Raw genomic sequence first — 21,903 nt, 5'->3', positions numbered from 1 at the left:
ACCGGCGGTAACCGCGTACCGCAACACTGAGTGCGCTGGGACGTCCCGACCCCGAATCCGCGACGCCCCGGTCCGAGTTACACAACACATCAGTGAGGACCTTCATGGACAGCGGAAATCTCGCTTGGTATATCGCCGCTACGGCTCTCGTGCTCTTTATGACGCCGGGCGTGGCTTTCTTCTACGGCGGCCTCGTCAAGGCGAAGAGCGTCATCAGCATGATGATGATGAGCTTCGGCGCGATGGGTCTCGTCGCGGTGCTCTGGATCCTCTACGGATACAACATGCAGACCGCCGACTGGTGGGGCGGCATCCTGGGCAACCCCTTCTCCGACTTCGGCCTCGGCGCGATGGCGACGGGTGAGAACGCGACCGTGAACCTCACGGCCGTCGCCTACGGCGCCACCTTCGCCATCATCACCGTGGCCCTCATCTCCGGCGCCATCGCCGACCGCGCCCGCTTCGGCTCGTGGATGATCTTCGCGTTCTTCTTCGCGACCATCGACTACTTCGCCGTCGCCGGCTGGGTGTGGAACGCCAACGGCTGGATCTTCAACCTCGGCACCACGCTCGGCTTCTCGACCGAGGTGATCGACTACGCCGGTGGCACCGCTGTCCACATCAACGCCGGTGCGGCCGCTCTCGCTCTCGCCCTCGTGCTCGGCAAGCGTGTCGGCTTCCAGAAGGGCATCCAGAAGCCCCACAACGTGCCGCTGGTGATGCTCGGCGCTGCGATCCTGTGGTTCGGCTGGTTCGGCTTCAACGCCGGCGCGGCCGCGTTCTACGCCGCCCCCGAGGGCACCTCGGGCGAGATCCTCTCCGGCATCGCCGCGGTCGGATCGCCTGCTGGCCTCATCGTCCTGAACACGCTCGGCGCCACCGCCGCGGCCATCCTCGGCTGGGCGATCGTCGAGAAGCTCAAGGACGGCAAGCCGACCGCCGTTGGCGCCGCCTCGGGTGCCGTCGCGGGTCTCGTCGCCATCACGCCCTCCTGCGCCAACCTGGCACCGGGCTGGTCGCTGCTGCTCGGTGTCATCGCCGGTGCGGTCTGCGCCCTCGCGGTCGAGCTCAAGTGGCGTCTCGGCTTCGACGACTCGCTCGACGTGGTGGGCGTCCACCTCGTCGGCGGTCTGATCGGAACGCTCTACCTCGGCTTCTTCGCCACCGGAACGGGCCTGTTCCTCGGCGGCAACGCCGACCAGCTGATCCTGCAGGCGATCGCCGCCGTCACCGTGCTGGTGTTCTCCTTCGTGGTCGCCTACGTGCTCGGCTTCATCATCGAGAAGACGATCGGCTTCCGCGTCAAGAACGAGGACGAGATCGCCGGCATCGACACCGTCGTGCACGGTGAAGAGGGCTACGCGCTCGTCGACTGACACACTCCCATCGAAGGGGCGTCGGATCTCACGGTCCGGCGCCCCTTCGGCGTGTGCGAGGAACCCCGACAGCGATTGGTAGCGTGAAGCCATGGCATCTCGCGACGGCCGCGGCACCCTGACATCGCTCGTCCGGGGGATCCTCGGCCTCTTCAGCGGCCGCTCCCGCCCCTCGGCGACGGCGAGGACGCCGGGGTCGTCGCGGCCCACCGCCCCCACCGCGCTCAGCCCCGGTCAGGGCGGGCAGACGGCGACACGCGAGGTCCGTCCGCCGGCGCGGGGCGGTCTGACGATCAGATACGCACCGCAGCGTGACGGGGCTCCGGATGCCGGGGAGGTCGTGTGGACCTGGGTGCCGTACGAGGAGAATGACGGGCGCGGCAAGGACCGCCCCGTTCTCGTGATCGGCCATGACGGCGCCGACCGGGTGTTCGCGGTGCGTTTGACCAGCAAGGCCCACGACGGCGACCGTGATTACCTCGCTATCGGCACCGGGGCGTGGGACTCGCAGGGCCGGCCGTCGTGGGTCGACATCGAGCAGCTCTACAGCGTGCACGTGCGCGGGATGCGGCGCGAGGCCGCAGCCCTGGACCGTCGACGGTTCGCCGGGGTCGCTGCGGCTCTTCAGGGGCGCTACGGCTGGCTGAGCGAGGTGTGAGCGGCCCGGTGCACCCGGTGCCGACTATTCCGCCCCGCGCTGGAGCGCGGGGGCGAAGATGATGATCGCGGCGCCGAGGAGCGCCACAGCCGAGCCGACGTAGTCCCAGAGCGTGGGTTTGAAGCCGTCGATGACGATTCCCCAGGCAAGGGAGCCGGCGACGAACACGCCCCCGTACGCGGCCAGCACACGCCCGAAGTGCGCGTCGGGCTGGAGAGCCGCGACGAACCCGTAGGCGCCGAGGGCGATCACGCCGAGCACGGCGAACAGCCACCCCCGGTTCTCGCGGACCGACTGCCAGATGAGCCAGGCCCCGCCGATCTCGGCGATCGCCGCGAGGACGAAGAGGATGATGATCCGCGCGGTGGTCATCACGCCAGTGTGTCAGGCGGACGTATCGGCCGTGTTTCCCCTGCCGATGCGGGATCGTCTCGGCATCCGGGCGAGGAACGGCCGTGGCCAGGCCCCGAGGGCGAGAACGGCGAGCACGGTCTGCAGGAGCCCGGTGGCGAAGTAGATGCCGTGCAGCGGCGACCAGACCAGCAGCAGGGCGATCTCGACGAAGATCCAGATCATCATCACGAGCCCGGATGCCGCGTGCAGTCCCCATGCGACGGCGCACCGCTCTCGCTGTGCGATGATCGCCAGCAGCTGAGAGCCGCCGACGATGACACCGAGGATGAGTCCCGGCCACACCCACGAAGAGAAGGGCGTGCGCTCGAGCCACTCGGGCGGCATCCCGACACGGTCGCCGCCCACGAGCACAAGGAGCACGCACCCGGCGACGGCCGATGCCAGATTGAAGAGGGCGACGACCGCCAGCGTCACGCGGATGCCGGGGGAGACGCTCACGATCGTGACGCTACGCGTCAGCGCCGCCGGGTGTTCGACTGTTCGCCGTGAATAGCGAAACCCCCGGCGGGGCCGGGGGTTTCATGGTGGGCGATACCAGACTCGAACTGATGACCTCTTCCGTGTGAAGGAAGCGCGCTACCAACTGCGCCAATCGCCCAAGACCCGTGCGGGCCGAGACTCGATGCTACCGGATGCCGGGCGCTGACACGAATCCTGCGGCCGCCCAGACCGCGAGACACGCGCGGGCGGCGCTCGGTTTTGCGATGGCGAAATAGTCGGCTAAAGTCGATCAAGTTCCCGGGGCAACCAGGGAGCATGCGGATGTAGCGCAGTTGGTAGCGCATCACCTTGCCAAGGTGAGGGTCGCGAGTTCGAGTCTCGTCATCCGCTCGAGTGCAGGGATCGTTTTTCGAAGCGATCACGGCACGTGGGGTCAAACCACACGGTTAATCCACACGGTGGCGTGGCCGAGCGGCTAGGCACCGGCCTGCAAAGCCGTTTACACGGGTTCGAATCCCGTCGCCACCTCGCCTGATAACTGAACACGCCTGTACAGGCGCGATTGGCGCAGCGGTAGCGCGCTTCCCTGACACGGAAGAGGTCACTGGTTCGATCCCAGTATCGCGCACAAGAACAACCCCGGTCATGCGGGGTTTTTTTGTGCCCACTGAGGCGTCGTGCAACATGCGTGCAACATCGCTCCGCGACCTCGTGCAACAGTGCAGCTGCTCCGCTGTGTGACTAGAACCACAGTATGACCAGGGAAAAGTCCACGGCTTCGGCCGAAACAACACAGGATCTCGAGCTCTCCGCAGAAACCTCGTCGATCGCCGTCGGCCCCGGGGGAGAGACCGCGGAGTACGTCTTCGTCACGCCCGAGATGGCGGCGGAGTGGCTGGCCCGCAACATCGACCGCAACCGCAACGTGAAGAAGAGCCGGATCAGCGGGTACGTGAGGGACATCCAGTCCGACAACTGGGTGCTCACGGGGGAGGCGATCAAGTTCGACACCGACGGTCGGCTCATCGACGGGCAGAACCGGTGCCACGCGATCGTGTCCGCCGGCTGCGGCGCGTGGGTGCTCGTCGTTCGAGGGATCAGCCAAGAAGCGCTCGTCGTGCTTGACTCGGGGTCGGCGAGGAACACGGGGGACATGCTCGTCATCACCGGTCTGGCGGAGCGTGCGGATGCGAAGGACGTGGGCGCGATCGCACGACTGCACGTCGCGTGGAAGAAGGGTGACGTGAAGCACGCGGCTTCCCACATCGGGGGGAGCGCACAGCTCACCAAGACGGAGATGGCCGAGGCGGTCATGTCGATCCCGGACATCGACTTCGCGGCCCGGTTTGCCCGCAACGTCTACCGGTATATTCGCCTGCCCGTCAGCGCTCTCGGGGTCGCATTCCTCGAGTTCTCCGCGATAGACGTGGACGACACCGCGGAGTTCTTCAACCGCATACGCGACGGCATCCAGACGGGCCCTGGAGACCCCTTCCTGACACTATCCCGCCGCGTGGCATCCGACCTACAGGCCGGCGCCTCCCGACGCATCCTGCCCGGACAAGCGCTGTTCTACCTGTTCCGCACCTGGAACGCGTACCGCGGGGGAGAGACGCTCCTCAAACTGCAGATCGGTTCACCGCAAGCTGGGTTCGCCCCCGTGCCGCCACCTCGGTAGACCGAGCCTGCTGCGGATCACGCCAGAAGCGGGCACATCCAAAGGATCCTGCCGTTCGGACTCCCCCCGTGGCAAACTGACGTTGGCGCGAGACCATCGCGGGTTGGGGGGCTTTACATTTGCCTAAAGTTGAACGTAGACTGTTCTGTCAGGAGCAGACGCACACAGTGCATCATGCGTTGATCTCAGACCTGTCCTCACCGTCATTCGAAGCATGGTGTGAGATGACTGCGGGAGAGTGGGCCGAGGATCCAAACTTCGAGGCTGCGCCGGATGACGAGCAGATCCGCCAGTCAGCAAAACTACGAGCTGGCATCGAGTTCTTCGCTGAATACGGCTTCCCCCAAGCGTCATATTGCAATGTCAATGCACTCAACGATGGGATCTGGGAGTTCAAGCTAGGTAGAGTACGCATCTCATTCTTCGACACGGACGGTCTCGGAGGCTTTGTCCCGAAACATCGAGTGCTCGATAGACGTGATGCAGACTTCCCGGAGGATGATGACTACTGGTGGATACCGCTCTTCGATGACCAACTACGCCTCGGGCACTGCTTCGGTAAGAACAGCCAGAAGACCGAGGAAGACGACTTAGCTGAGACCATAAGGGTTCGGGAGGAGGACTTGCAGCATGATCGATCATGATCGTGTCGAGATGGCTGGGGCGCGCCTTGCTGTGAGAGTCGCGGAGCTTATCCGACTCACCATGGCTAGGTCCGAGCTAACTCAGCGGCAGCTGGCGGAGCGTCTCGGCGTTGGTGAGGCAAGGGTCTCGCAGATCCTGAGAGGTGACGGCAACTTCCATCTAGCGACAGTTGCGCGTGTCTTTGCCGCGCTGGGTTATGACACCGAACTCAAGGTCTATGACGGAGAAGACCGAGAGGTAAAGATCGTTCCGCGACGCGCGCGGCGCAAGCCGCGGAGCGCGCACTTCTCACTTGCCTTCGAGACGACCGACGGTGGCGTGCGGAACGTCGAGAGTTATGTGCGTAAGCGCCCGACTGGCCGGCCAGTCGATTTCCCGCTAGAAAAGCCGCTGGAGCGCGAGCTTGCTTCTCGGCAAATTTCGTTCACGCTTGAGGAGAGCCTCCGTGCCTGACGTAGCGCAGATCACACTGAGACGTTTCTCGGTCGAGGATCGTGAGTTTGACCGAGCGTCTGAGAGTAGCGTCCGTTCCTCGAACGCACAGATCACTGTCGAGGTGGACGAACCTGAGGTTCCATACGGGAGGCGTCTGGTCGACATTGGCTTCAAGGGCTACGTGGAAGATGAAGAGGATCCAACCTGGAGCTTCGACTACCTGGTGAAGTTCGATGTCAGCGAGAACGAGAACTGCAGTGACGAGGTGTTGGCGCACCTCGCGGCTCAAGCCGTCTATCCCTACGTTCGCATCGGGATCATGCACGCTGTTTCCCTGATGCAGAGAGGCCCTGTCATCCCCCCTGCAGGGATACCGATTTCTCTCCAGGTCAAGTGAACTCGGTTCCACGGTTCGTAACCGTGTCGAGCCAGACTTTCAACTCGTACGCCTGCTGAGGGAACGCACACGGGATCTGGGGAGTGTCCGCGACCTTCTCCGCTGCGACCCGATCGCAGTACTCGGAGTATCGCTTCGACGTGGCCACCCGGATGCTCCTGTTCTCCGGCCGAGAAGATCAGGATAGGACGGAATCTCCGACATCGGCCATCGCGGATGCGGGAGAACCCGTCCGCGGCCGTCGGGCGCTCGGCCCGCGGGAATGCTGGACGCTGCCAGAACCAAGCGCATGGCGCGGTAGTGTCCGGCTGTGAGCGACGCTGCGCGAGAGATGTTCAGAGACACCACCGCAACTGGTTGGCATGCGCTGGTAACGGTGGAAAGCCCCCTGCCGTTGGAAGAGCTGGGCGCGCTGGCGCAGGAGGTATCTAGCGAGGCAGCCAAGCGTGGTCTTGGGCTCATCGCCACTGTGGCCGGCATGGCCCTCCACGGCGACGACTGGTTCAGGCCCTACCACCCCGCCTGGCAGATGGACGGGCAACGTAGCTTAGTCCCGGAGGACTTCAGCGACGAGGAAGTTGAGTTCCTCTCGCTTCTCGCCGATCAGCCAGAAGGTAGCCAACTGAGTGCGCGTCTCGCGGACATCGTGTATCTCAGAACGCGTGACCGTGCGGATCGGTATCGATGGGCGAAGCTAGCTGTTGAGCGATGGGTTCAGGCTGGCATCACCGATGCACTGTCGTGGGAGCAGCTCGCTGGTTGGAGCAGAGCCGCAAACATTGCGGCACGCTTTCGTCTCGTAGACCTCGCACGGGCACTAACAGACGTCGGCGTGGACGCTTTCAACAAGGCTCACGCGATGGGGGCTCTTCGAGTGGCTCAGACAATGCGCGAAGCCCGCTATGTCCCCGACAACGAGCACTTTGAGGAGCAATTGGAGTCGCTCGTTGTAGGAGACATACCTGTCTTCCTTCAGAATGTGCTCCTTGAGGAGGCAATCCGATGGACACCCTCCTCAGATGAGAAGAAGAAGGCGGCCCTTCGAGCGCGGGTCGGCGACCTGTGGTGGGACGAGGCCGAACTTCGTCAGGCTGACTCGCACATGGTGGCGAGGGACCACTACGCGAACGCGCTTCGGAGCTACCGTGCAGTGCCGGCGAGGCTTCGAGACCCGCGGACCGTGGACCGGATCAATAGGCTCCCTGCGATCGTGCGGCAGGAAGGTGAGCGCACCCTCGATGAGATGCATTTGACGACGACCGATGGCATCGATATCAGCGAATGGATCGAGGGTGTGGAAGCGATCGCTGACGCGGACAGCCTGATGAGCGCCCTCGTGAGTTGGATCGACATGGCACCTCTGGATACTCTCGAGCACGCTAAAGAGCAAGCTCGCGAGCAAATGGCAGAACACCCGATTGCGTTTCTTTTCGGGCATTCAACCATTGACGAGAAGGGGCGAAAGGTCTATGACTCGAGAACTGCGGTTGGGCGCATGGGCGTTCCGGCTGATGTCTGGTCGGTTATGGTTCGCAACTACCAGATCGCGTCGGGCTTGCTGTGCCAATCACACATCGTCCCGGGGATCCGGAAGTTGAGCACACGTTGGAGACCGACGCTCGCGGAGTTCCGATTGATGGTTGAAACCTCTCCATTCGTCCCGCTCGAAATTCGCGACAACTACGCACGAGGGCTCTTCCACGGCTACTACGGACACCATGCCGAGTCCGTGCATCTGCTCGCTCCAGCGATCGAGGCGTGCGTACGGTCAGTCCTGCAGCAGGCCGGCATCGAAACCAGCCTGATCAAAGACGACGACACGGAATCCGAAATCGGCCTCACAGGTCTCCTCGATCAGCCTGGAGCAGACGAGGCGCTTGATGTCGACGTTTCCTGGAATATCCGAGCAATCTTCGCCGACCCGATGGGGCAGAATCTGCGCAACCGCGTTGCACACGGCCTCGTGTCGAGCGATGAGTCTCAGGGCGAGGGCATGCTGACCGCATGGTGGTTCGCGTTCCGACTTGCCTTTGTCCCTTATTTCAACGCGCTGAGCCGCACGCAGACCCAACGGAATGACGTCGATCGCGAAGGCGTCTGAGACCGCGACTTCTCACCAAGCCGGGCGCTGAGGTCTCCTACTGTCCAGCGGCGCGCCGAGCTGAAGAAACGCTTCAGTAAGGCTCGGCAAGGGTTCGGGTTCTCTACACGTGACGTTAGCCGCGGATGAGTGTCGCCGCGAGGTCTCGGATGGCCGCGAAATCGACCTGGCTGTTGCTGAAGGCCGGAACAGTGATAGTGCTCTCGCCGAGAAGCGCTCGGTCCAGCATGATCTCAATCTGCGCGGCCCGTGGCCACTCACGCTGTGGTTGACCCACGAGAGCCCGGTGAACGCGGACCCCGGCGACGGATGAACGGGGGATGCCCTCAACAACGGTCTCCAGCCGGGGAAAACCGCCCACGTCGACGGTAGTGAACGTCGCCTTCACGATCGAAGTAGCAGTAACGACGAGCAGAAACCCCGTTGGCCCGTTCTCGTCCTCCACCTTTGCATCGACCACCACTGGCTCCTCGGCACCGGTCAGAAGAACCAACCGAGACAGCATCTCGGCGCTGGCGTCCCCGAAACCGCTCGCAAACGAGAGGTTCGACCACATCGCCTGACTGTGTGGTGTCATGCGCTGCAGGATGGCGTTAGCACGGTCTTGGAAGTCTTCAGTGTTCATGGTGGGAACCGTACAGGTACCCGCCGACCCCTGCAGGGCATCGCCCCCTCCCCGCCCGCCCAGGGCCCTCCCGTAGGCATAGGGCCTTTTCACACACGGAGCATCACGGCGGCAGTCGCGATCAAACCAGCTATCGAGGGCGCGGTACGCCGCGATGTTAGGCGGCGTCTCGCCTTGCGACGTGCTCGGTGAGTTGCTCTCGTTGCCTGATGGTGAGCCACATCGCCTTCTCCGGGTAGAAGTCCTCGGTGAACTGCTCCCGTCGCGCCTGCCGTAGCGCAGCGGTAACGGCGTTCCGGATCACGAGATACATGATCGCGAGGGAGATAGCGAGGGCTACGACGGAGATGAGAAGCGGGGTGGCATCCATGTCCGGAGCATATAGATGATTCATGGTCGCCCACTACTAGTTCAGATCCGCCCACTGCTGGGAACTCAAATGCCAGTCGGGTCGAAGGGGCCGTCCGGAACCGGTCGCAACTCCCGCTCCTCTTGATCGCGCGCGATATCGCCACCGGGCCACCCGAAGGCCTCGGAATGCGCCTCGCGAAGAGCGACCCAGCTCGCCCGGTCAGCAAGCCACCGGTTGAAGACTCTCACACGCTCCGCAAGCGGCACTGAGTAGTCGATCGTCGGACAGGGCCGCAGGGCCGAGATGGAGATCTGAGGCGGAACTGCGCCCACCGGCACGCGCCGCCTCATCGCCGTCTCCCAGCAGGCGAGTACACGCCTCTGACACCGCTAGAGGCCGGCAGGACGTCGTCTTCGAGGCCAGGCACAGCGAGTGTCGCCAACAGCCGAGCAAGCGTGAGCTGTTGCGCGCGAATCTCCGCGATACCCGGATGCAGCCGAGCACCCTGCGACGACAAGATCATCGTCCCGTCTTCATCGACCTGGCGACGAAGGACGCCGATCGTGTCTCGCACACGGCACGCTTCCTCGAGCTGCGCAAGCTCATGCTCAGCCAGCTCAAAGTCGTTCGTCACCGCCGACCACAGCTTCTTCCCTGCAGATCCCAGCTTGCTTGGTACTCGCGTCGTTGACATGGGTTTCTGATCACCGTCCTAAAGGGCTGTTCATTTCGTGGGGCGGGGGGAGGGATCGCCTGACCCCGGAGGTCCGGCGGGTGTGCCCTGTGGGGGGGCCTGCCCTGGGGTTTGTTCGATCGTCAGCGGTCGCATGGTGTGGACATCAAGCTTTGGTCCGGTGCGGAGAATCGTTGGGGTCGCCGGCATCGGCGTTGTGAAGCACCGTGTTCAGGTAGATGATCTTCTGCGCGATCTCGTAGTCAGGGAACCGGTGGAGGCGTTGCGTCGTTTGCGACCAGTTCGACACTCTGGTCGCGAACAGTTCCCCGCCGATGCCGTGACGGTTCGGATCCTCCAGACGGATCCGTGTCACCAGTTCGACGTTCGACTCGATGTTCATGGGTATCCACGGTGCGAAGGTCCGCGGGTAAGGCTGCACGAAGCATGGTGCTTCGAACAGTTCCGGCTCGAAGTCGTTCGCCGCCTCGTACATGTACATGAGGGGCTTCTCGGAGTCGGTGGGAAATCCGACGTGCACGACCCGTTGGCCGCCGACGGGACCGTGCTGTTCTTCAATCCGGTCGCGGATCTTCCGCAGCTGCGTGGGTGCGAAGAGGTTGAGTTCTTTGATGTCGCGCACCGAGCCGATGCGATCCCTCACGAGGGTCAGCCATTCGTCCCGAACTCCCATGGTTCCCGTGAATGCGATCGCGAGGTTCAGGTGCGGGATGCTCTGCGTCTTCGACCCGAACCCGGTGATGGTGGTGGCGTCCTCGCCGGAGATCAGTGTGTCGGTGACAATGACCGCGCTGTCCTCGTGGAGTGTGACGAGTAGGTAGCTCATTCGGTGACCTCCGGGTTGATGCTGCCGCCGTCAGCGTAGGGTGTGGCTCCGACAGACGGGTTCGCGGCAACGTGCAGGCCGATGACGCGGCCGTTGTTGTCCCGGATGAACGTGTCGATCTGCTTCTGCGCGGCCGCGGTGTCTGCGATCATGTTCCACTCGGTCTGCGACGGGATGCGGAAGATCTGATCGGCGAGGGACTGCGCTTGGTCGGCGTTCATGCCGAGCTGCTGCGCCCGGTCGATGAGTGCCTGCCGGCTGGCTTCGAGGGTGGCTTTGTAGTTGCCGGTGTTGCCGTCGAGAGCGAACTGCGCGTCGGCTGCGTCCTGCGCTTTCTTCGACAGGTCGACGAGCATGCCCATGTTGTCGCGACCAGCCTGCGTCGACAGGTCGAGGGTCGCGTTGTACCCCTCGACCCCTTCGGCGGCTTTCGTGATCGTCTCGTCAACCTTCGCGAGCGCGTCCTGATAGCTGAGGTTGGAGGAGACCGCGTCCTGGCCGACGCCGTTGGCCTTGTTGATCGTGTCGATGAGGCTGTTGAGCTTGCTGGTCAGTTGATCCGCCGAGGTCGCTGCGTCGACGTACGCGTCCGCTGCGGACTTCGTGACCTCGACGCCCTTCTCGGTGATCTTGTTCTTCTGCTCATTGATCCGCATCGCCTCCTCGAGGGACGACGCTTCACCGAGCGCACCCTCCGCGACGAGCGTTGACGCCGCGGAGACGTCCGCGAGCGTCATGCCGTACTTCTCAGCCAGGCGGGTCGCAGCGTCCTGGTCGCCGCTTCCTGCCGCGATGACCTCGGACATGGACTGCAGCGCATCGTTCGAGCCCTGTGCAGCGTCAGCGAGGGTGCTGAGGCTGATGCCGAACTTCTCCGCAGCGTCCGCCGCGGAACCGCGCGACACCCACAGCCACGACTTCTCGGCGGTGAGGTTCTCCGCGACCATCTTCCGGGTCGCCTCCGTCCCATCCTTCAGCGCGTCCGCATACGCCTGCGCCTTCGCCTGGGCGTCGGCTTGCGCCTGAGCGAGAGCGCCCACGATCGCGAACACCCCGCCGATCGCGAGGGCAGTTCCGCCGGCTGCGAGCCCGACCGTCTTGAGGCTGAGACCTGTGACGGTGAGCGCGTTCTTGAACTCGGCGATCTTCGGAACGGCGAGCAGGGCACTCCCACCGGTCAGGGCGATCGCCGCCGCGGCACCTCCGACGGCGAGGACGGTCGCCTGGGCCGGGGCGGGGAGCTGGTTGTACATGTCAACCAAGCCCGTCAGCGCCTGCACCAGGGTGCGGAGCGATTCGTTGGCGGCACTGCCGGTCTGGATGAACGCGGTGTCCATCGCGCCGCTGAGCGCCTCGAGATCGCCCTTGAGATTGTCGAGCCGCATCCGTGCGGTCTCGGCGGCGTAGCCCTGATCGTTGACCTTGTCGGTCCAGTCGGCGATGCCCTTCGCGCCCTCGGTGTAGAGAACGTTCGCGGCGCGGACGGCGTCGGAGCCGAAGATGATCGACATCGCCGCACTCCGGGCCTCAGGCGTGAGTCCGGCCATCGCGTGCTGCAGGTTGCCGGCGAACTTCTCCATCCCGATGAAGTTCCCCTGCGCGTCGTAGGCGCTGATCCCGAGCTCCAGCATCTTGTCGGCCGCTTCCTTCGACTGCGGGGTGAGACGCTGCAGCATCGTCTTGAACGCCGTCCCGGCATCCGAGCCGAGAAGCCCCTGGGAGGCGAACGCGGCGAGCGTGGCGGTGGTCTCCTCGATCGACAAGCCGGTCGCAGCGGCCACCTGGCCGCCCTGAGCGAGTGCCTGGGACAGATCCGATACGTCACCCATCGCCTTGCCCGCGCCAGCCGCGAGGAGGTCCGCGACGTGCGACATGTCGGAGCCCTGCAGGTTGAACACCTTCAGCGACGTCGCCGCGATACCCGCAGCCTCCGACACGGCGAGGCCGCCCGCCGCGGCAAGGTCGAGCGCTGCCGACAACCCGCCGGAGAGAATGTCGGCCGTCGACACGCCAGCCTTGGAGAGCTCCTCGATCGCCCCAGCCGCTTCGGTCGCGGAGAACACCGTCGACGCACCCGCATCCAGAGCGGCATCCCGCAGCTGCGCCATCCCGGCTGCGGACTCGTGCGTCGCGGCTTCCACGTTCGACATCGCCTGGTCGAAATCGGCGAACCGGGATACTGCCAGACCGATCCCCGCGGTGAGGAGTGCGCCCATCGCGACGCCGGCGCGGCCGACCTGGTTGAACGACTCACGGGCCTGGGCGAGCTTCTCCGCCTCGCTGCCGAACTGCTTGGTCTGCTGCGACGCTTCGGCGAACTTCTTCTTGAAGTCGCCGATCTCCGCCGCGATGGTCACCTTGACGACGCGGTTACCCACGATTGCTCCTCCGTGCTTGCGCGAGCACGAGCTCAGCTTTCGCCTGCTCGTGACGGCCGATGTGCAGCCACCAGAGGGCCGCGGTGATGTCAATGCGGTCAGGGGCGGTGATGTACCCGACGAGCTCCGCCCATTCCTCGCGAGTCGGATGCTCATCGCCGATCACGATGTGATCGACCGGGTACGTCAGCAGCAGAGCATCCCCGTTGCACCCCAGACGCGCATCGCTGCTGTTGAACGGGCGCGGCGGAACACTCGCGGCATCGCACCACTCCGCCCCGTTCAGCTCCGTGATCACCACCGACACCAGATGCTCGCCGACCATGAGCTCGAGCGGCACCGACTCGAACTCGTGGGACGCTTCCGCCTCCGCCAGCAACTGCGTGAACCGACGCTCCGACTCCGACACGATCACCTCCGGGCGCGCTTCCTGCAGCACGTCTTGAATGCTCATCAGCGGACAGCCGCGTAGATCCACCGACCGGTCATCGTTTGCGGATCGTCCTTCCACCGCTTCAGCTTCATCAGGTCGTCGAGAGCGGTGCCGATCGCCGGATTCTCAGCGCTGTACGCTTCGGCGACCGTCGGCCATCCCCTCTCGACCGCGCGATTGAGGAGCGCCTTCGCGAGCCCGGTGTCGCCTGACAGGAGCGCGCGACGCATCATCTCCTCACCGGTGCGGAGGTCGTCGACGGCGGAGGCTCGTTCGGTTGCGTCACGGTAGGAGATGACCTCGGTGGGGTCGGAGCCGACGGTGCCGAGGACGGTGCGCTCAAGGGAGCGCAGCTTGTCGGCGACGATCGTGTCTTCCTTCTCCTGGAGGGCCGCGAGTTTGCCGCGGAGGTCGCTGCGGATCTGGTTGACGTCCTGGTAGCGGGCGTCCTCCGTCAGTCGGGGATCGTTCTTGACCGCATCCAGATTCCGGTTCGCGGTTTCGATCAGCGCGGTGGCCTGTGCCCGGTTGTTCTCGATCTGAGATTCGAGTGCTTCGAGGCTCATGATTTCCTTCCTTCGATGTAGTCCAGGGCCGCATCCCGGGTGAAGACCCATGTGCGGCCGGCTTTGGTCCCCTTGAGGTGTTCCTGTTGTGCGTCGAGTCGTACGGTTCGTTCGGATAGTCCGGCGGCGGTTGCCACCTGTGCGACTGTCCACGTCTCACGTTCCTCCGATGCCGTCGATTGCCGCGGCTCGTTGCCGTCGTCGGCAACCGTCGTCAGTGCGGTGCGGTAGATGTCGCACAGCAGGTCGTACATCTTCTGGTTGCCGACCCGGAACTTGATCCGCGTCCTGTTCAGATCAGCCGCCGACCACAGCATCCGAGCCTCGGTAGCGGTGAGAGTGATCGAAGCTTCCGTAACTACGCGGGTCATGAGTCATATGCCGTGCGTCGAGGTGCAGTGATATCGGGAACATCTACGTGGCGAGAACGACGGCCGAACTGCGATTGCCCGTCATCGCGCCAACCACAACCACCGAGACACCAGCCGGAGACGGGATCGAAGTCATGCTCAAGACCGCGCCGGCACGTGTTGGGCATCATGCGACGTCCTCCGCTCGCACATCGCAGTTCATGCATGTTCCGTCTGCCACGAGACGATGCCTGCCGGGGGAGCAGCGACTGCCCGGAGATACCGTCTGCATTCGGGGCGCGCTGGAAGCCGCGTTCGCGGCGTCGGCGCGCTTGCGAGCCTCGCCACAGGCTCTGCATGGCTGGCTCCACCCGTCGGGATGAGCGTCGCAGTTACGTCGCAGCACGTGACCGGTCACGTGACCGGTTGTGTTGCCGTTCACGTAGGCAGAGGCCCCAGTAGAGATTTCTTCAGTAGAGCCTTCGCCTACGTTGCCGGGAACGTGACCGGTCACGTGACCGCTCTCCGAACGCTCTCTGGCGCGCTGACGATACGCGGCCTGGTTCCCCCTCTTCCGCTCCCGATACTGAGCCACAGTCGCAGCCGAGGACTGTCTGAGACCACGATCATCGGACCACCCCGGCATCGTGACGTCGCCCGCGTCCGTCACGAGCAACACACCCGCGTCGACTAGGGGAGCGAGATCAGCCATCGTGACGTCGACGTCGTGCAGCTTGCGTACATACTTCGCCGGGATCAGACCATCCGTGCCCTGCTCCGCCGACCACATCAGGGCGTTCGTGAAGATCCGCCACGTTCGGTCATCCAAGTCCGCAAACCGCAGCTCGTTCAACCAGTGGCCAGGAAGGCGCGCGTCAGTCATCGCAGACCTCCCCAAGTGCGTTAACCTGGTGTCGATCTCGCCGGCCAGCAAGATTCTCGATCCCCTCGATCCGTCGAGGGGTTTCGTTTTCGATCACTCGTCGCCACCGGCTGCGTAGTGCAGCGGACGCGCCGCAGCGACGACGTCATCGATCCGCACGCGGATCAGCCGCGGGCCGAAGCGCCTGGCTTCTAGCTCCCCGCGGGTGATCATCCGTCGGATGGTGTCGGGGCTGAGGCAGAAGTGCGCGGCCGCGGTTTCGAGGGGGACCCAGGGCGTATCGTGCTGGGACATGAGAAAAGCCTCCAGAGCATGAGGAACTTTCCTCTGCTGGGAGGCTGGTGCAACCGGGGAGCCTCAATGTGGGCCCGTCGCCGTGCCCTATCACTGTAGCGCGCTATGCGTCCCTATGCGAGCTACTGCGGGCGGCGTGTCAGCGACTACCGGTGAGGTGGGAAACGAATCCGCGGAGCGATACCTCGAACACGCCGTCATCGGAACGCAGTGCAGCGAGTTGGTCGATCGCGCCAGAGTATTGCCGGGTATCAGCGAACGTTCTGCCGAAGCCGCACTTGGGACACTTGATGGCCCATCTGGCGCGGAAGGTTGGGTCATCGCTGTGGAACGTTTGCTCAGGCTCGGTCAGCCAGCGATCGCCGACGAGGTATTGGGTGATGGCTGGGTGTGTGCGGAAGTAGTGCGGGTTGTCGTGGTCTGCGTACCCGCTAACGCTCTCTGTCCAGTAGTGCTCGCCATGATGCTCGGCCGGCTGCAGCGCGCCGATGCGCCACTTGTCGTGGGGTGCGGAGTCGTCGCCTCGGCAGAAGATTGACACGTACGCCGGACCGCCCCGGAGGATGTTCGTCCACCCTCCGTGGCGGGGGTTGTTCCACTTCTTTGACCGACTCACAGTCCATCCATTCTTGCGTGGGTCCCTCCGGTCGGGTTCGTACCTGCGACCAACGGATTAGAAGGCCGTCGCGCTTCCACTGAGCTCTGAAGGGTGTCGCGAATGGCTACCCCCTTCAGACGGCCGTCTGGGTTGATGTCGGCATTTGTTCAGCTCGTCGTTGCGGGCAAAGTCGCTGGGGACCGACATCTCGTAGTCAGCGCGAGGTCGGTTTGCGCCCGGAGGGAACCGGGTACCACCGTCTTGTCCGCGCCGTGAGATCTCGCCCGCCTCTTCGCCCTTGCGGATAGCCACGCCCAGAGCACGCTCTGCACGACGTACCATTGCCGCCACCGCGACGATGAGGAAGGGCTTCACGGGGGCGTGCAGAGTTTGGACACCCCCGGCCCGTGGCGCCAAGGGTCTCATGCTGGGCCGCCGATCATCTTCTCGGGAGGAAGAACGTCCCTAAGGAGAAACTGGTCGCGTAGCGGGTAGCGCTTGCCGATCACGAGCGCCAGGTCCGAGAGGGCGCTCCGGGCGGCGTAGAGCAGACGCTCGCGGGTCCAGAACGAGTTCGGCGCCCGCAGGTTGAACTCCTCGTTGAGGACGAAATTGTCGATGAAGTCGTCCTCTCCGGCGTACATCCAGATTTCTTTCGCGAGGAGACGTCCGAAAGCGCGGCACTGTTCATGGTCGTCGTCGCTCATTTGCGACGATCCAGGGCGACCGTCACTCGTGGCAGGCGCGCGGGATCCATCGTCGAAGAAGCAGAGGACGTCAACATCGAGTTTGGCGGCAATCTCCTCGACTTCATCCATCGCTATGTCGCGGGTACCCTTGTAGACAGCCCGCGCCCGGGAATAGGGCCAGCCCATCAGTCGTGCGAGTTTCGCGGCCCCGCGTCCCGGCTCAGCCTGCCCTCTCTCGCTCACCACTAGCCAGTACCTCACTTTCCCCGCAACAGACAGCGTGAGCGGGCGCGGCGTGGTCATCGTCTCGTCGCTGGGTCGGTGGCGAACATGGCGCTCGGCTTCTCGCCGATGGCCATGCACAGCCTGAACACCTCGGAAACCGTCCAGCCATTGCCGCGCAACCGACGTCGGGCGGTGGTCGGGCTGCACCCGATGATCTTTGCCAGGGCTGGTCCGCTCAGGTGCGCAGCGGCGTCCGCGATCCGTTGGCTGACCTCATCGGCCTCAGCCCGCGGGTCGGTGATAATGGTGTCGGTCATGCGTACTCCTAGTTGTGTGACCTCCGCCCCTGTTCCGAGTTGCCGCTCGGGCGGGGGCACTTTCATGACGGCGGGTGCCGCCACGCTCTACGCGAGTTCGGACATCCGCCTCGCCAGTTCTTCGTCCCGCCCGGCGGTGTGCTGGTAACGCATCGCCGCCGCGACCGTGGAGTGTCCCAGACGCGTCTGCAACTCCTTGAGCGTCGCACCAGCTACCGCTGCCCTCGTCGCCCCGTAATGGCGCAGCCCGTGGAGGGGGAGGTCGGGTCGCTTCGCCGCCCTCCGCGCCGCATCCCAGTGCCGGTAGAAGGTGGAGTACGCGAGATGCGTGTGACCGTCCGCCGCGGGGAACAAGAGCGAATCCGGGAACCTCGTGACGTGATCCTTCAGGTGACCGATGACAACGCCGTTCACGTGCGGCGGCAGAACGATCGACCTGACACCCGCCTCAGACTTCGTCGGGCCTACCACGAAACCCTGACCCGTCACATGGGTGACGCCTCTCGAGACGTTGACGACGATCGTCGTCCCATCACCCTCACCGACGACTTCGATGTCCTTTCGTCGGAGCTCCGTCAGCTCCCCGAACCTCACGCCCGTCCACGCCGCCAGCATGATCGCCGCCTTGAGGTTCTCGGGCATCGCATCGGCCATCTTCTGCAAGTCAGCAGCGACCGGGGGAGTCGTCTTCTTTCCGGTCGACGCCGACGCCGCGCCCCGAATCTGGCACGGGTTTAACTTGATCCGCCCGTCCGCGACTGCTGTCGCAAGGATCGACTTCAACAGCTCATAGGCGCGGGCGGCCTGAGTCTTCGTCCCAGCCGAGATGAGCGCCGAATACCAACTGCGAACATCCTCCGAGGCAATCGCAGACAGACGAGCGCCCGCAAACTGACCGAGGGGTCCTTTCACGAGTCGGCGGTACTCCGTCGCGGTACGCGGGCGCAGGTGCTCGCCGAAGCGGTTCGTACGCGTGCTGATCCAAGTCTCCGCATAGTCGGCGAACGTCTCGGTGCGGCCCAAGCGAGCCTGCTCGACAGCGCGGGTCTCCTGGGGTGACCAGGACTCGCTGAGGATCTTCGTCTGCTGCCCCGCGAGCCAACCGCGGGCGTCGGTCATGTTGTCGAAAGTCTGCGGAGCGTTGTGCCGTACACCGTCCGGGCCGACGTAGGACGCCTGGTAGCGACCGCTCGGGAGCTTCCTCAGCGCACCGAAGGTCTCACGGCGCTTCCTCTTCGCCACGGTGCCCCCTGCCGTTCGTGCAATACCGTGCAATATCTCTTGCCTCGGCATGCGTTCTCTTGCGTCCCTGTGACGTTAACACTGGGTCCCGACATTCCGCAAGAAATCAGGGGTTCTCGGCACGATTACGGGTCAATCGCTCAGTCGCGTGGGTACAGTTTCGATCCCAGTATCGCGCACAAGAACAACCCCGGTCATCCGGGGTTTTTTTGTGCCCGAAACGCGTGGTGCAACGTGTGCAGACTGCGCCGGCGCCATGGGTAACGCCGGAAACGCAGAGAGGCGGGACACGGCACTGCGACCCGCCTCTCCATAGCTCGCATCAGCTATCGAAAGTGGAACTCGATGACCCCCAGGCCATCAGGATCACCATAGGGCGTCGCGATGCCGCGAGGCAACGAAAAAGGCGGGACGTTTGCATCTGACGTCCCGCCTTGCGCAGCTCATCGTCGCGAGACAACTCTGCGATGTGATGGTCCCCAGACCGTTCACCTTCTCACCGTAGCCACCTGCCATCGCCCGGCGCCGCAGCTCGCTCGGCGTGCCGTGCCCCTTCTCGGCGTGCTTTCTTGGCGCCGTCTTGGAGCGACGCCGCCATCATCTGAAAGTGCCTGACCTACGCAACGAGCCCGATCAGCCTCCTTCACCCGCTGCACCTCCCTCGCGCGTGCCCGAACCGACCCTGATCTTCTGGGTCGCGAAGGCCACCTCGACGGCGCTGGGGGAGGCCGTCTCCGACTACTCCATTCGCATCATGGCTCCCGAACTCGCCGTTCTCCTCGGCTTCGCCTTCTTCGTCGGCGCCGTCGGCTTTCAGCTCACGCGGCGGCGATACCGCCCGGGAGCGTACTGGATGGCGGTCGCCGCGGTCGGCGTGTTCGGCACCATGGCCGCCGATGTGATCCATGTCGCCCTGGGCGTGCCGTACGCCCTCACCGCGCTGGTCGGCGTGGTGGGCCTGACCGTGGTGTTCGCGGCGTGGCGCCGCGCGGAGGGGACCGTGTCCGTGCACGCGATCACGACCACACGGCGCGAGCTCTTCTACTGGGCCGCCGTCGTCGGAACCTTCGCGCTCGGCACCGCCGTCGGAGACCTGACGGCGGTGGGCCTCGGCATCGGGTACGTCGGTTCGATCGCCCTGTTCACGCTCGCGATCGCCGCGATCGCCGCGGGCTTTCGGTGGTTGCACTGGCCCGCGGTGCCGGCGTTCTGGGCCGCGTACGTCCTGACACGACCGTGGGGTGCCTCCGTCGCCGACGCACTCGCGAAGCCGGCCGCCGACGGCGGCGCGGGTCTGGGCTCCGGTGGGGTGGCCCTCGCGTTGACGCTTCTGATGGTCGCGCTGGTGGCGATGATGGGCCGGCGTGCAGCAACGCTCGCACCCGCCGCAGCCTGAGCGTTAGGCTCGCCGCATGGCCCACCTCGTGCTCACTGTCGTCGGCGACGATCGTGCCGGACTCGTCAGCGCTCTCGCCCACACCATCGCCGACCATGGCGGCAACTGGGAGCAGAGCGAGCTCGCCGAACTCGCCGGCGCCTTCGCCGGCATCGTGCTCGTCGCGGTGCCCGACGACCAGCAGCAGGCCCTCACCGCCGCCCTCGGTAGCCTTGACGGGCTGTTGCGCGTCACGACGCACGACGCTCCGGCCGCGGCATCCGCCGACGCACCCCATGCCGTCTCGTTCACGGTGCTGGGCAACGACCGCCCGGGCATCGTCCGGGACGTGACCGCCGCCATCGCCGCCCACACGCTCAGCATCGACACCTTCCGCAGCCGCACCATCGAGGCCCCCATGGCCGGCGGCACGCTGTTCGAGGCGACCGTCACCGTCAGCCTGCCGGCGGCGGCGGATGCCGAGACGCTCACTGCCGCGCTCGAAGCCCTCGCCGGCGAGATCCAGGTCGACCTCACCGTCGCCTGAGTCGAACGGGCGTCTGCGTGAGCAGTCGTCAGTGCAACGCCAGCGGGAGGACGGCGAGCGCCACCGTGAGCGGGGCGACGACCAGACCCAGGAGGATGTAGCGCTTCCAGGGCACATCGACCCCGACGGCGTGCAGACGCTCGTGCCAGAGCAGGGTCGCCAGTGACGCCCACGGCGTGATCAGCGGACCCGCGTTGACGCCGATGAGCAGAGCGGCGAGCCGCACGGGCGAGCCGGCGGCGGATTCGAGAGCAAGGTAGGCCGGCAGGTTGTTGACCACGTTCGCGCCCAGCATGCCGACCCCGGCGACCTGCCAGAGCGAGACGAGGTCTTCTCCCGAACCGGTCGCCGCGGCAAGGAGGGCGCCCGACCCGAGCGCCTCGGCCGCACCGACCGCGAGGAACAAGCCGGACGCGAAAACCACCAGCTGCCACGGCACGAGCGCCCAGCGCAGGGCCGTCGGCGAGCGCCAGGCGAAGACGGCGGCGAGCACGACGGCGGCGCCGAGCGCCGGCATCCACGGGGGAATGCCGATGACCAGCAGCGGCATCATGACGACGAGCACGACGGCGGAGATCCGCAGAAGCACGGGGTCGGACACCCGGGGCGGATGGGCGGGCGTGAAGCGACCCCGCAGGTCACGCCGGTTCGTGAGCCACAGCAGGATCACCGTGATGACCGTCGCGATGATCGCCGACGGTCCCAGAAGGCCCAGGAAGCCGAGCGCGTCGAGATCGCCGAGCCGATGCGCGGCGAGCAGGTTGGTGAGGTTGGACACCGGCAGGAACAGCGACGCGGTGTTGGCCAGCCACACGGTCGCGAACGCGAAGGGCATCGGCGAGAGCCCATTGGCGCGGGCGACCGCGACGACCACCGGCGTCAAGAGAACGGCCGTGGTGTCCAACGACAGGAACGCCGTCACGACGGCGGCGAACGCCACCACCATGAGCCACAGCAGGATCACTCGACCTCGCGACAGGCGCGCCAGGCACGCTGCGGCGGCGTCGAACACGCCAGCCCGGGCGGCGAGTTCGGCGACGATCGTCACGGCGACGACGAACAGGAGGATCGGCCACACGCGGTCGCCGATCTCCAGCGCCGCATCCAGCGGAAGAACTCCGAACACGACGGCTGCGCCGCCCAGGAGCAGGAGCACCGCTCCGATCACGGCAAGCATCACGGCATCCATCATGGACCCTCATCGACCCGTCCCGTGCGGCGATAGACTGCACATATGGAACTGAGCCGGATCACCGCCTTCGCGACCGGCGCGCGCACGCCCGGCGTACGAACGATCTGGGCCTGAGCGGGCAGGGCGCACGGCGCCCGAAGCTGAGCACCCCATCCGATCCCTCTTCTGGAGA

25 protein-coding genes and 4 tRNA genes are annotated in these 21,903 nt (G+C 65.1%); 13 read left to right on the top strand and 16 right to left on the bottom strand.

Annotated features, from left to right (window positions below; all coding sequences use genetic code 11):
• The first annotated feature begins 104 nt into the window (after positions 1-104).
• Entirely contained in the window at positions 105-1,376 is a 1,272-nt protein-coding gene (locus DEU37_RS09400) for an ammonium transporter (protein WP_121190452.1), read from the top strand.
• A 91-nt stretch (positions 1,377-1,467) separates the two neighbouring features.
• Positions 1,468-2,034 carry a type II toxin-antitoxin system PemK/MazF family toxin gene (locus DEU37_RS09395; RefSeq protein WP_121190451.1) on the top strand — a complete coding sequence of 189 codons (567 nt, stop codon included), beginning with the start codon at positions 1,468-1,470 and terminating at the stop codon, positions 2,032-2,034.
• Positions 2,035-2,058: 24 nt separating this feature from the next.
• Here DEU37_RS09395 and DEU37_RS09390 read toward each other — a convergent pair whose 3' ends face one another.
• The 3 genes from DEU37_RS09390 to DEU37_RS09380 all read right to left on the bottom strand — a co-directional run bounded on the left by DEU37_RS09390 (position 2,059) and on the right by DEU37_RS09380 (position 3,046).
• Positions 2,059-2,406, bottom strand: a complete 348-nt coding sequence (locus DEU37_RS09390; protein ID WP_121190450.1) for a YnfA family protein — start codon at positions 2,404-2,406, stop codon at positions 2,059-2,061.
• 12 nt (positions 2,407-2,418) lie between these two features.
• Positions 2,419-2,886 (bottom strand): hypothetical protein, encoded by a 468-nt coding sequence (locus tag DEU37_RS09385; RefSeq protein WP_121190449.1) that lies wholly within the window; start codon positions 2,884-2,886, stop codon positions 2,419-2,421.
• An 84-nt stretch (positions 2,887-2,970) separates the two neighbouring features.
• Positions 2,971-3,046, bottom strand: a tRNA-Val gene (locus DEU37_RS09380).
• A 160-nt stretch (positions 3,047-3,206) separates the two neighbouring features.
• Here DEU37_RS09380 and DEU37_RS09375 point away from each other — a divergent pair.
• From DEU37_RS09375 to DEU37_RS09345, 8 genes are all read left to right on the top strand, one after another.
• Positions 3,207-3,279, top strand: a tRNA-Gly gene (locus DEU37_RS09375).
• Positions 3,280-3,346: 67 nt separating this feature from the next.
• Positions 3,347-3,417 (top strand) — tRNA-Cys (locus DEU37_RS09370).
• Between the two features lie 28 nt (positions 3,418-3,445).
• Positions 3,446-3,517: transfer RNA gene (locus DEU37_RS09365), tRNA-Val, on the top strand.
• 126 nt (positions 3,518-3,643) lie between these two features.
• On the top strand, positions 3,644-4,567 hold the full coding sequence (locus DEU37_RS09360) for a hypothetical protein (RefSeq protein WP_121190448.1): 924 nt from the start codon (positions 3,644-3,646) through the stop codon (positions 4,565-4,567).
• A gap of 224 nt (positions 4,568-4,791) precedes the next feature.
• Entirely contained in the window at positions 4,792-5,211 is a 420-nt protein-coding gene (locus DEU37_RS14745; protein ID WP_147424867.1) for a hypothetical protein, read from the top strand.
• Positions 5,198-5,665, top strand: coding sequence for a helix-turn-helix domain-containing protein (locus DEU37_RS09355; protein WP_121190447.1), 468 nt, complete (start codon positions 5,198-5,200; stop codon positions 5,663-5,665). Before DEU37_RS14745 ends, DEU37_RS09355 begins: the two co-directional genes overlap by 14 nt.
• Positions 5,658-6,044, top strand: coding sequence for a hypothetical protein (locus DEU37_RS09350; RefSeq protein WP_121190446.1), 387 nt, complete (start codon positions 5,658-5,660; stop codon positions 6,042-6,044). Before DEU37_RS09355 ends, DEU37_RS09350 begins: the two co-directional genes overlap by 8 nt.
• A gap of 310 nt (positions 6,045-6,354) precedes the next feature.
• A complete protein-coding gene (locus DEU37_RS09345) occupies positions 6,355-8,145 on the top strand; it encodes a DUF4209 domain-containing protein (protein WP_147424866.1) in 1,791 nt (596 codons plus the stop codon).
• Between the two features lie 115 nt (positions 8,146-8,260).
• Here DEU37_RS09345 and DEU37_RS09340 read toward each other — a convergent pair whose 3' ends face one another.
• Both DEU37_RS09340 and DEU37_RS09335 read right to left on the bottom strand, forming a co-directional pair.
• Positions 8,261-8,770: a hypothetical protein gene (locus DEU37_RS09340; RefSeq protein WP_121190444.1), complete on the bottom strand. Its 510-nt coding sequence runs from the start codon at positions 8,768-8,770 to the stop codon at positions 8,261-8,263.
• A gap of 157 nt (positions 8,771-8,927) precedes the next feature.
• On the bottom strand, positions 8,928-9,140 hold the full coding sequence (locus DEU37_RS09335) for a hypothetical protein (RefSeq protein ID WP_121190443.1): 213 nt from the start codon (positions 9,138-9,140) through the stop codon (positions 8,928-8,930).
• A 472-nt stretch (positions 9,141-9,612) separates the two neighbouring features.
• Between DEU37_RS09335 and DEU37_RS09330 the strand changes: the two genes are divergently transcribed.
• Positions 9,613-9,813, top strand: coding sequence for a hypothetical protein (locus DEU37_RS09330; RefSeq protein WP_121190442.1), 201 nt, complete (start codon positions 9,613-9,615; stop codon positions 9,811-9,813).
• Between the two features lie 148 nt (positions 9,814-9,961).
• Here the strand turns inward: DEU37_RS09330 and DEU37_RS09325 are convergent, their stop codons facing one another.
• From DEU37_RS09325 to DEU37_RS09285, 10 genes are all read right to left on the bottom strand, one after another.
• The gene (locus tag DEU37_RS09325) at positions 9,962-10,642 is read right to left on the bottom strand and encodes a hypothetical protein (RefSeq protein WP_121190441.1); all 681 of its coding nucleotides are present in this window, start codon (positions 10,640-10,642) and stop codon (positions 9,962-9,964) included.
• A complete protein-coding gene (locus tag DEU37_RS09320) occupies positions 10,639-13,020 on the bottom strand; it encodes a phage tail tape measure protein (RefSeq protein WP_183043642.1) in 2,382 nt (793 codons plus the stop codon). Before DEU37_RS09320 ends, DEU37_RS09325 begins: the two co-directional genes overlap by 4 nt.
• The gene (locus DEU37_RS14855; protein ID WP_183043641.1) at positions 13,013-13,474 is read right to left on the bottom strand and encodes a hypothetical protein; all 462 of its coding nucleotides are present in this window, start codon (positions 13,472-13,474) and stop codon (positions 13,013-13,015) included. The genes DEU37_RS09320 and DEU37_RS14855 overlap by 8 nt, the downstream gene beginning before the upstream one ends.
• Positions 13,474-14,019, bottom strand: coding sequence for a hypothetical protein (locus tag DEU37_RS09315; protein WP_121190439.1), 546 nt, complete (start codon positions 14,017-14,019; stop codon positions 13,474-13,476). Before DEU37_RS09315 ends, DEU37_RS14855 begins: the two co-directional genes overlap by 1 nt.
• Positions 14,016-14,390 carry a helix-turn-helix domain-containing protein gene (locus DEU37_RS09310; protein WP_147424865.1) on the bottom strand — a complete coding sequence of 125 codons (375 nt, stop codon included), beginning with the start codon at positions 14,388-14,390 and terminating at the stop codon, positions 14,016-14,018. Before DEU37_RS09310 ends, DEU37_RS09315 begins: the two co-directional genes overlap by 4 nt.
• 955 nt (positions 14,391-15,345) lie before the next feature.
• Entirely contained in the window at positions 15,346-15,546 is a 201-nt protein-coding gene (locus DEU37_RS09305) for an AlpA family transcriptional regulator (RefSeq protein WP_121190437.1), read from the bottom strand.
• Between the two features lie 139 nt (positions 15,547-15,685).
• The gene (locus tag DEU37_RS09300) at positions 15,686-16,087 is read right to left on the bottom strand and encodes a hypothetical protein (protein ID WP_121190436.1); all 402 of its coding nucleotides are present in this window, start codon (positions 16,085-16,087) and stop codon (positions 15,686-15,688) included.
• 479 nt (positions 16,088-16,566) lie between these two features.
• On the bottom strand, positions 16,567-17,136 hold the full coding sequence (locus DEU37_RS09295) for a hypothetical protein (protein WP_147424864.1): 570 nt from the start codon (positions 17,134-17,136) through the stop codon (positions 16,567-16,569).
• Positions 17,133-17,375, bottom strand: a complete 243-nt coding sequence (locus tag DEU37_RS09290) for a hypothetical protein (RefSeq protein ID WP_121190434.1) — start codon at positions 17,373-17,375, stop codon at positions 17,133-17,135. Before DEU37_RS09290 ends, DEU37_RS09295 begins: the two co-directional genes overlap by 4 nt.
• Positions 17,376-17,462: 87 nt before the next feature.
• Positions 17,463-18,617: a site-specific integrase gene (locus DEU37_RS09285; protein WP_220699835.1), complete on the bottom strand. Its 1,155-nt coding sequence runs from the start codon at positions 18,615-18,617 to the stop codon at positions 17,463-17,465.
• Positions 18,618-19,284: 667 nt separating this feature from the next.
• On the opposite strand from DEU37_RS09285, the gene DEU37_RS09280 reads away from it, so the two are divergent.
• Positions 19,285-20,013, top strand: coding sequence for a hypothetical protein (locus tag DEU37_RS09280; protein ID WP_220699834.1), 729 nt, complete (start codon positions 19,285-19,287; stop codon positions 20,011-20,013).
• Between the two features lie 16 nt (positions 20,014-20,029).
• Positions 20,030-20,539 (top strand): glycine cleavage system protein R, encoded by a 510-nt coding sequence (locus tag DEU37_RS09275; protein WP_121190429.1) that lies wholly within the window; start codon positions 20,030-20,032, stop codon positions 20,537-20,539.
• A 28-nt stretch (positions 20,540-20,567) separates the two neighbouring features.
• Here DEU37_RS09275 and DEU37_RS09270 read toward each other — a convergent pair whose 3' ends face one another.
• Complete coding sequence (locus DEU37_RS09270) at positions 20,568-21,728, bottom strand: SLC13 family permease (RefSeq protein ID WP_121190497.1); 1,161 nt, start codon at positions 21,726-21,728, stop codon at positions 20,568-20,570.
• Between the last annotated feature and the right edge of the window lie 175 nt (positions 21,729-21,903).

Source organism: Microbacterium sp. AG790, assembly GCF_003634765.1.
Classification (GTDB): Bacteria; Actinomycetota; Actinomycetes; order Actinomycetales; family Microbacteriaceae; genus Microbacterium.
The sequence above is the reverse complement of the archived record's forward strand: the minus strand, read 5'-3'. Positions and strand labels throughout refer to the sequence as shown.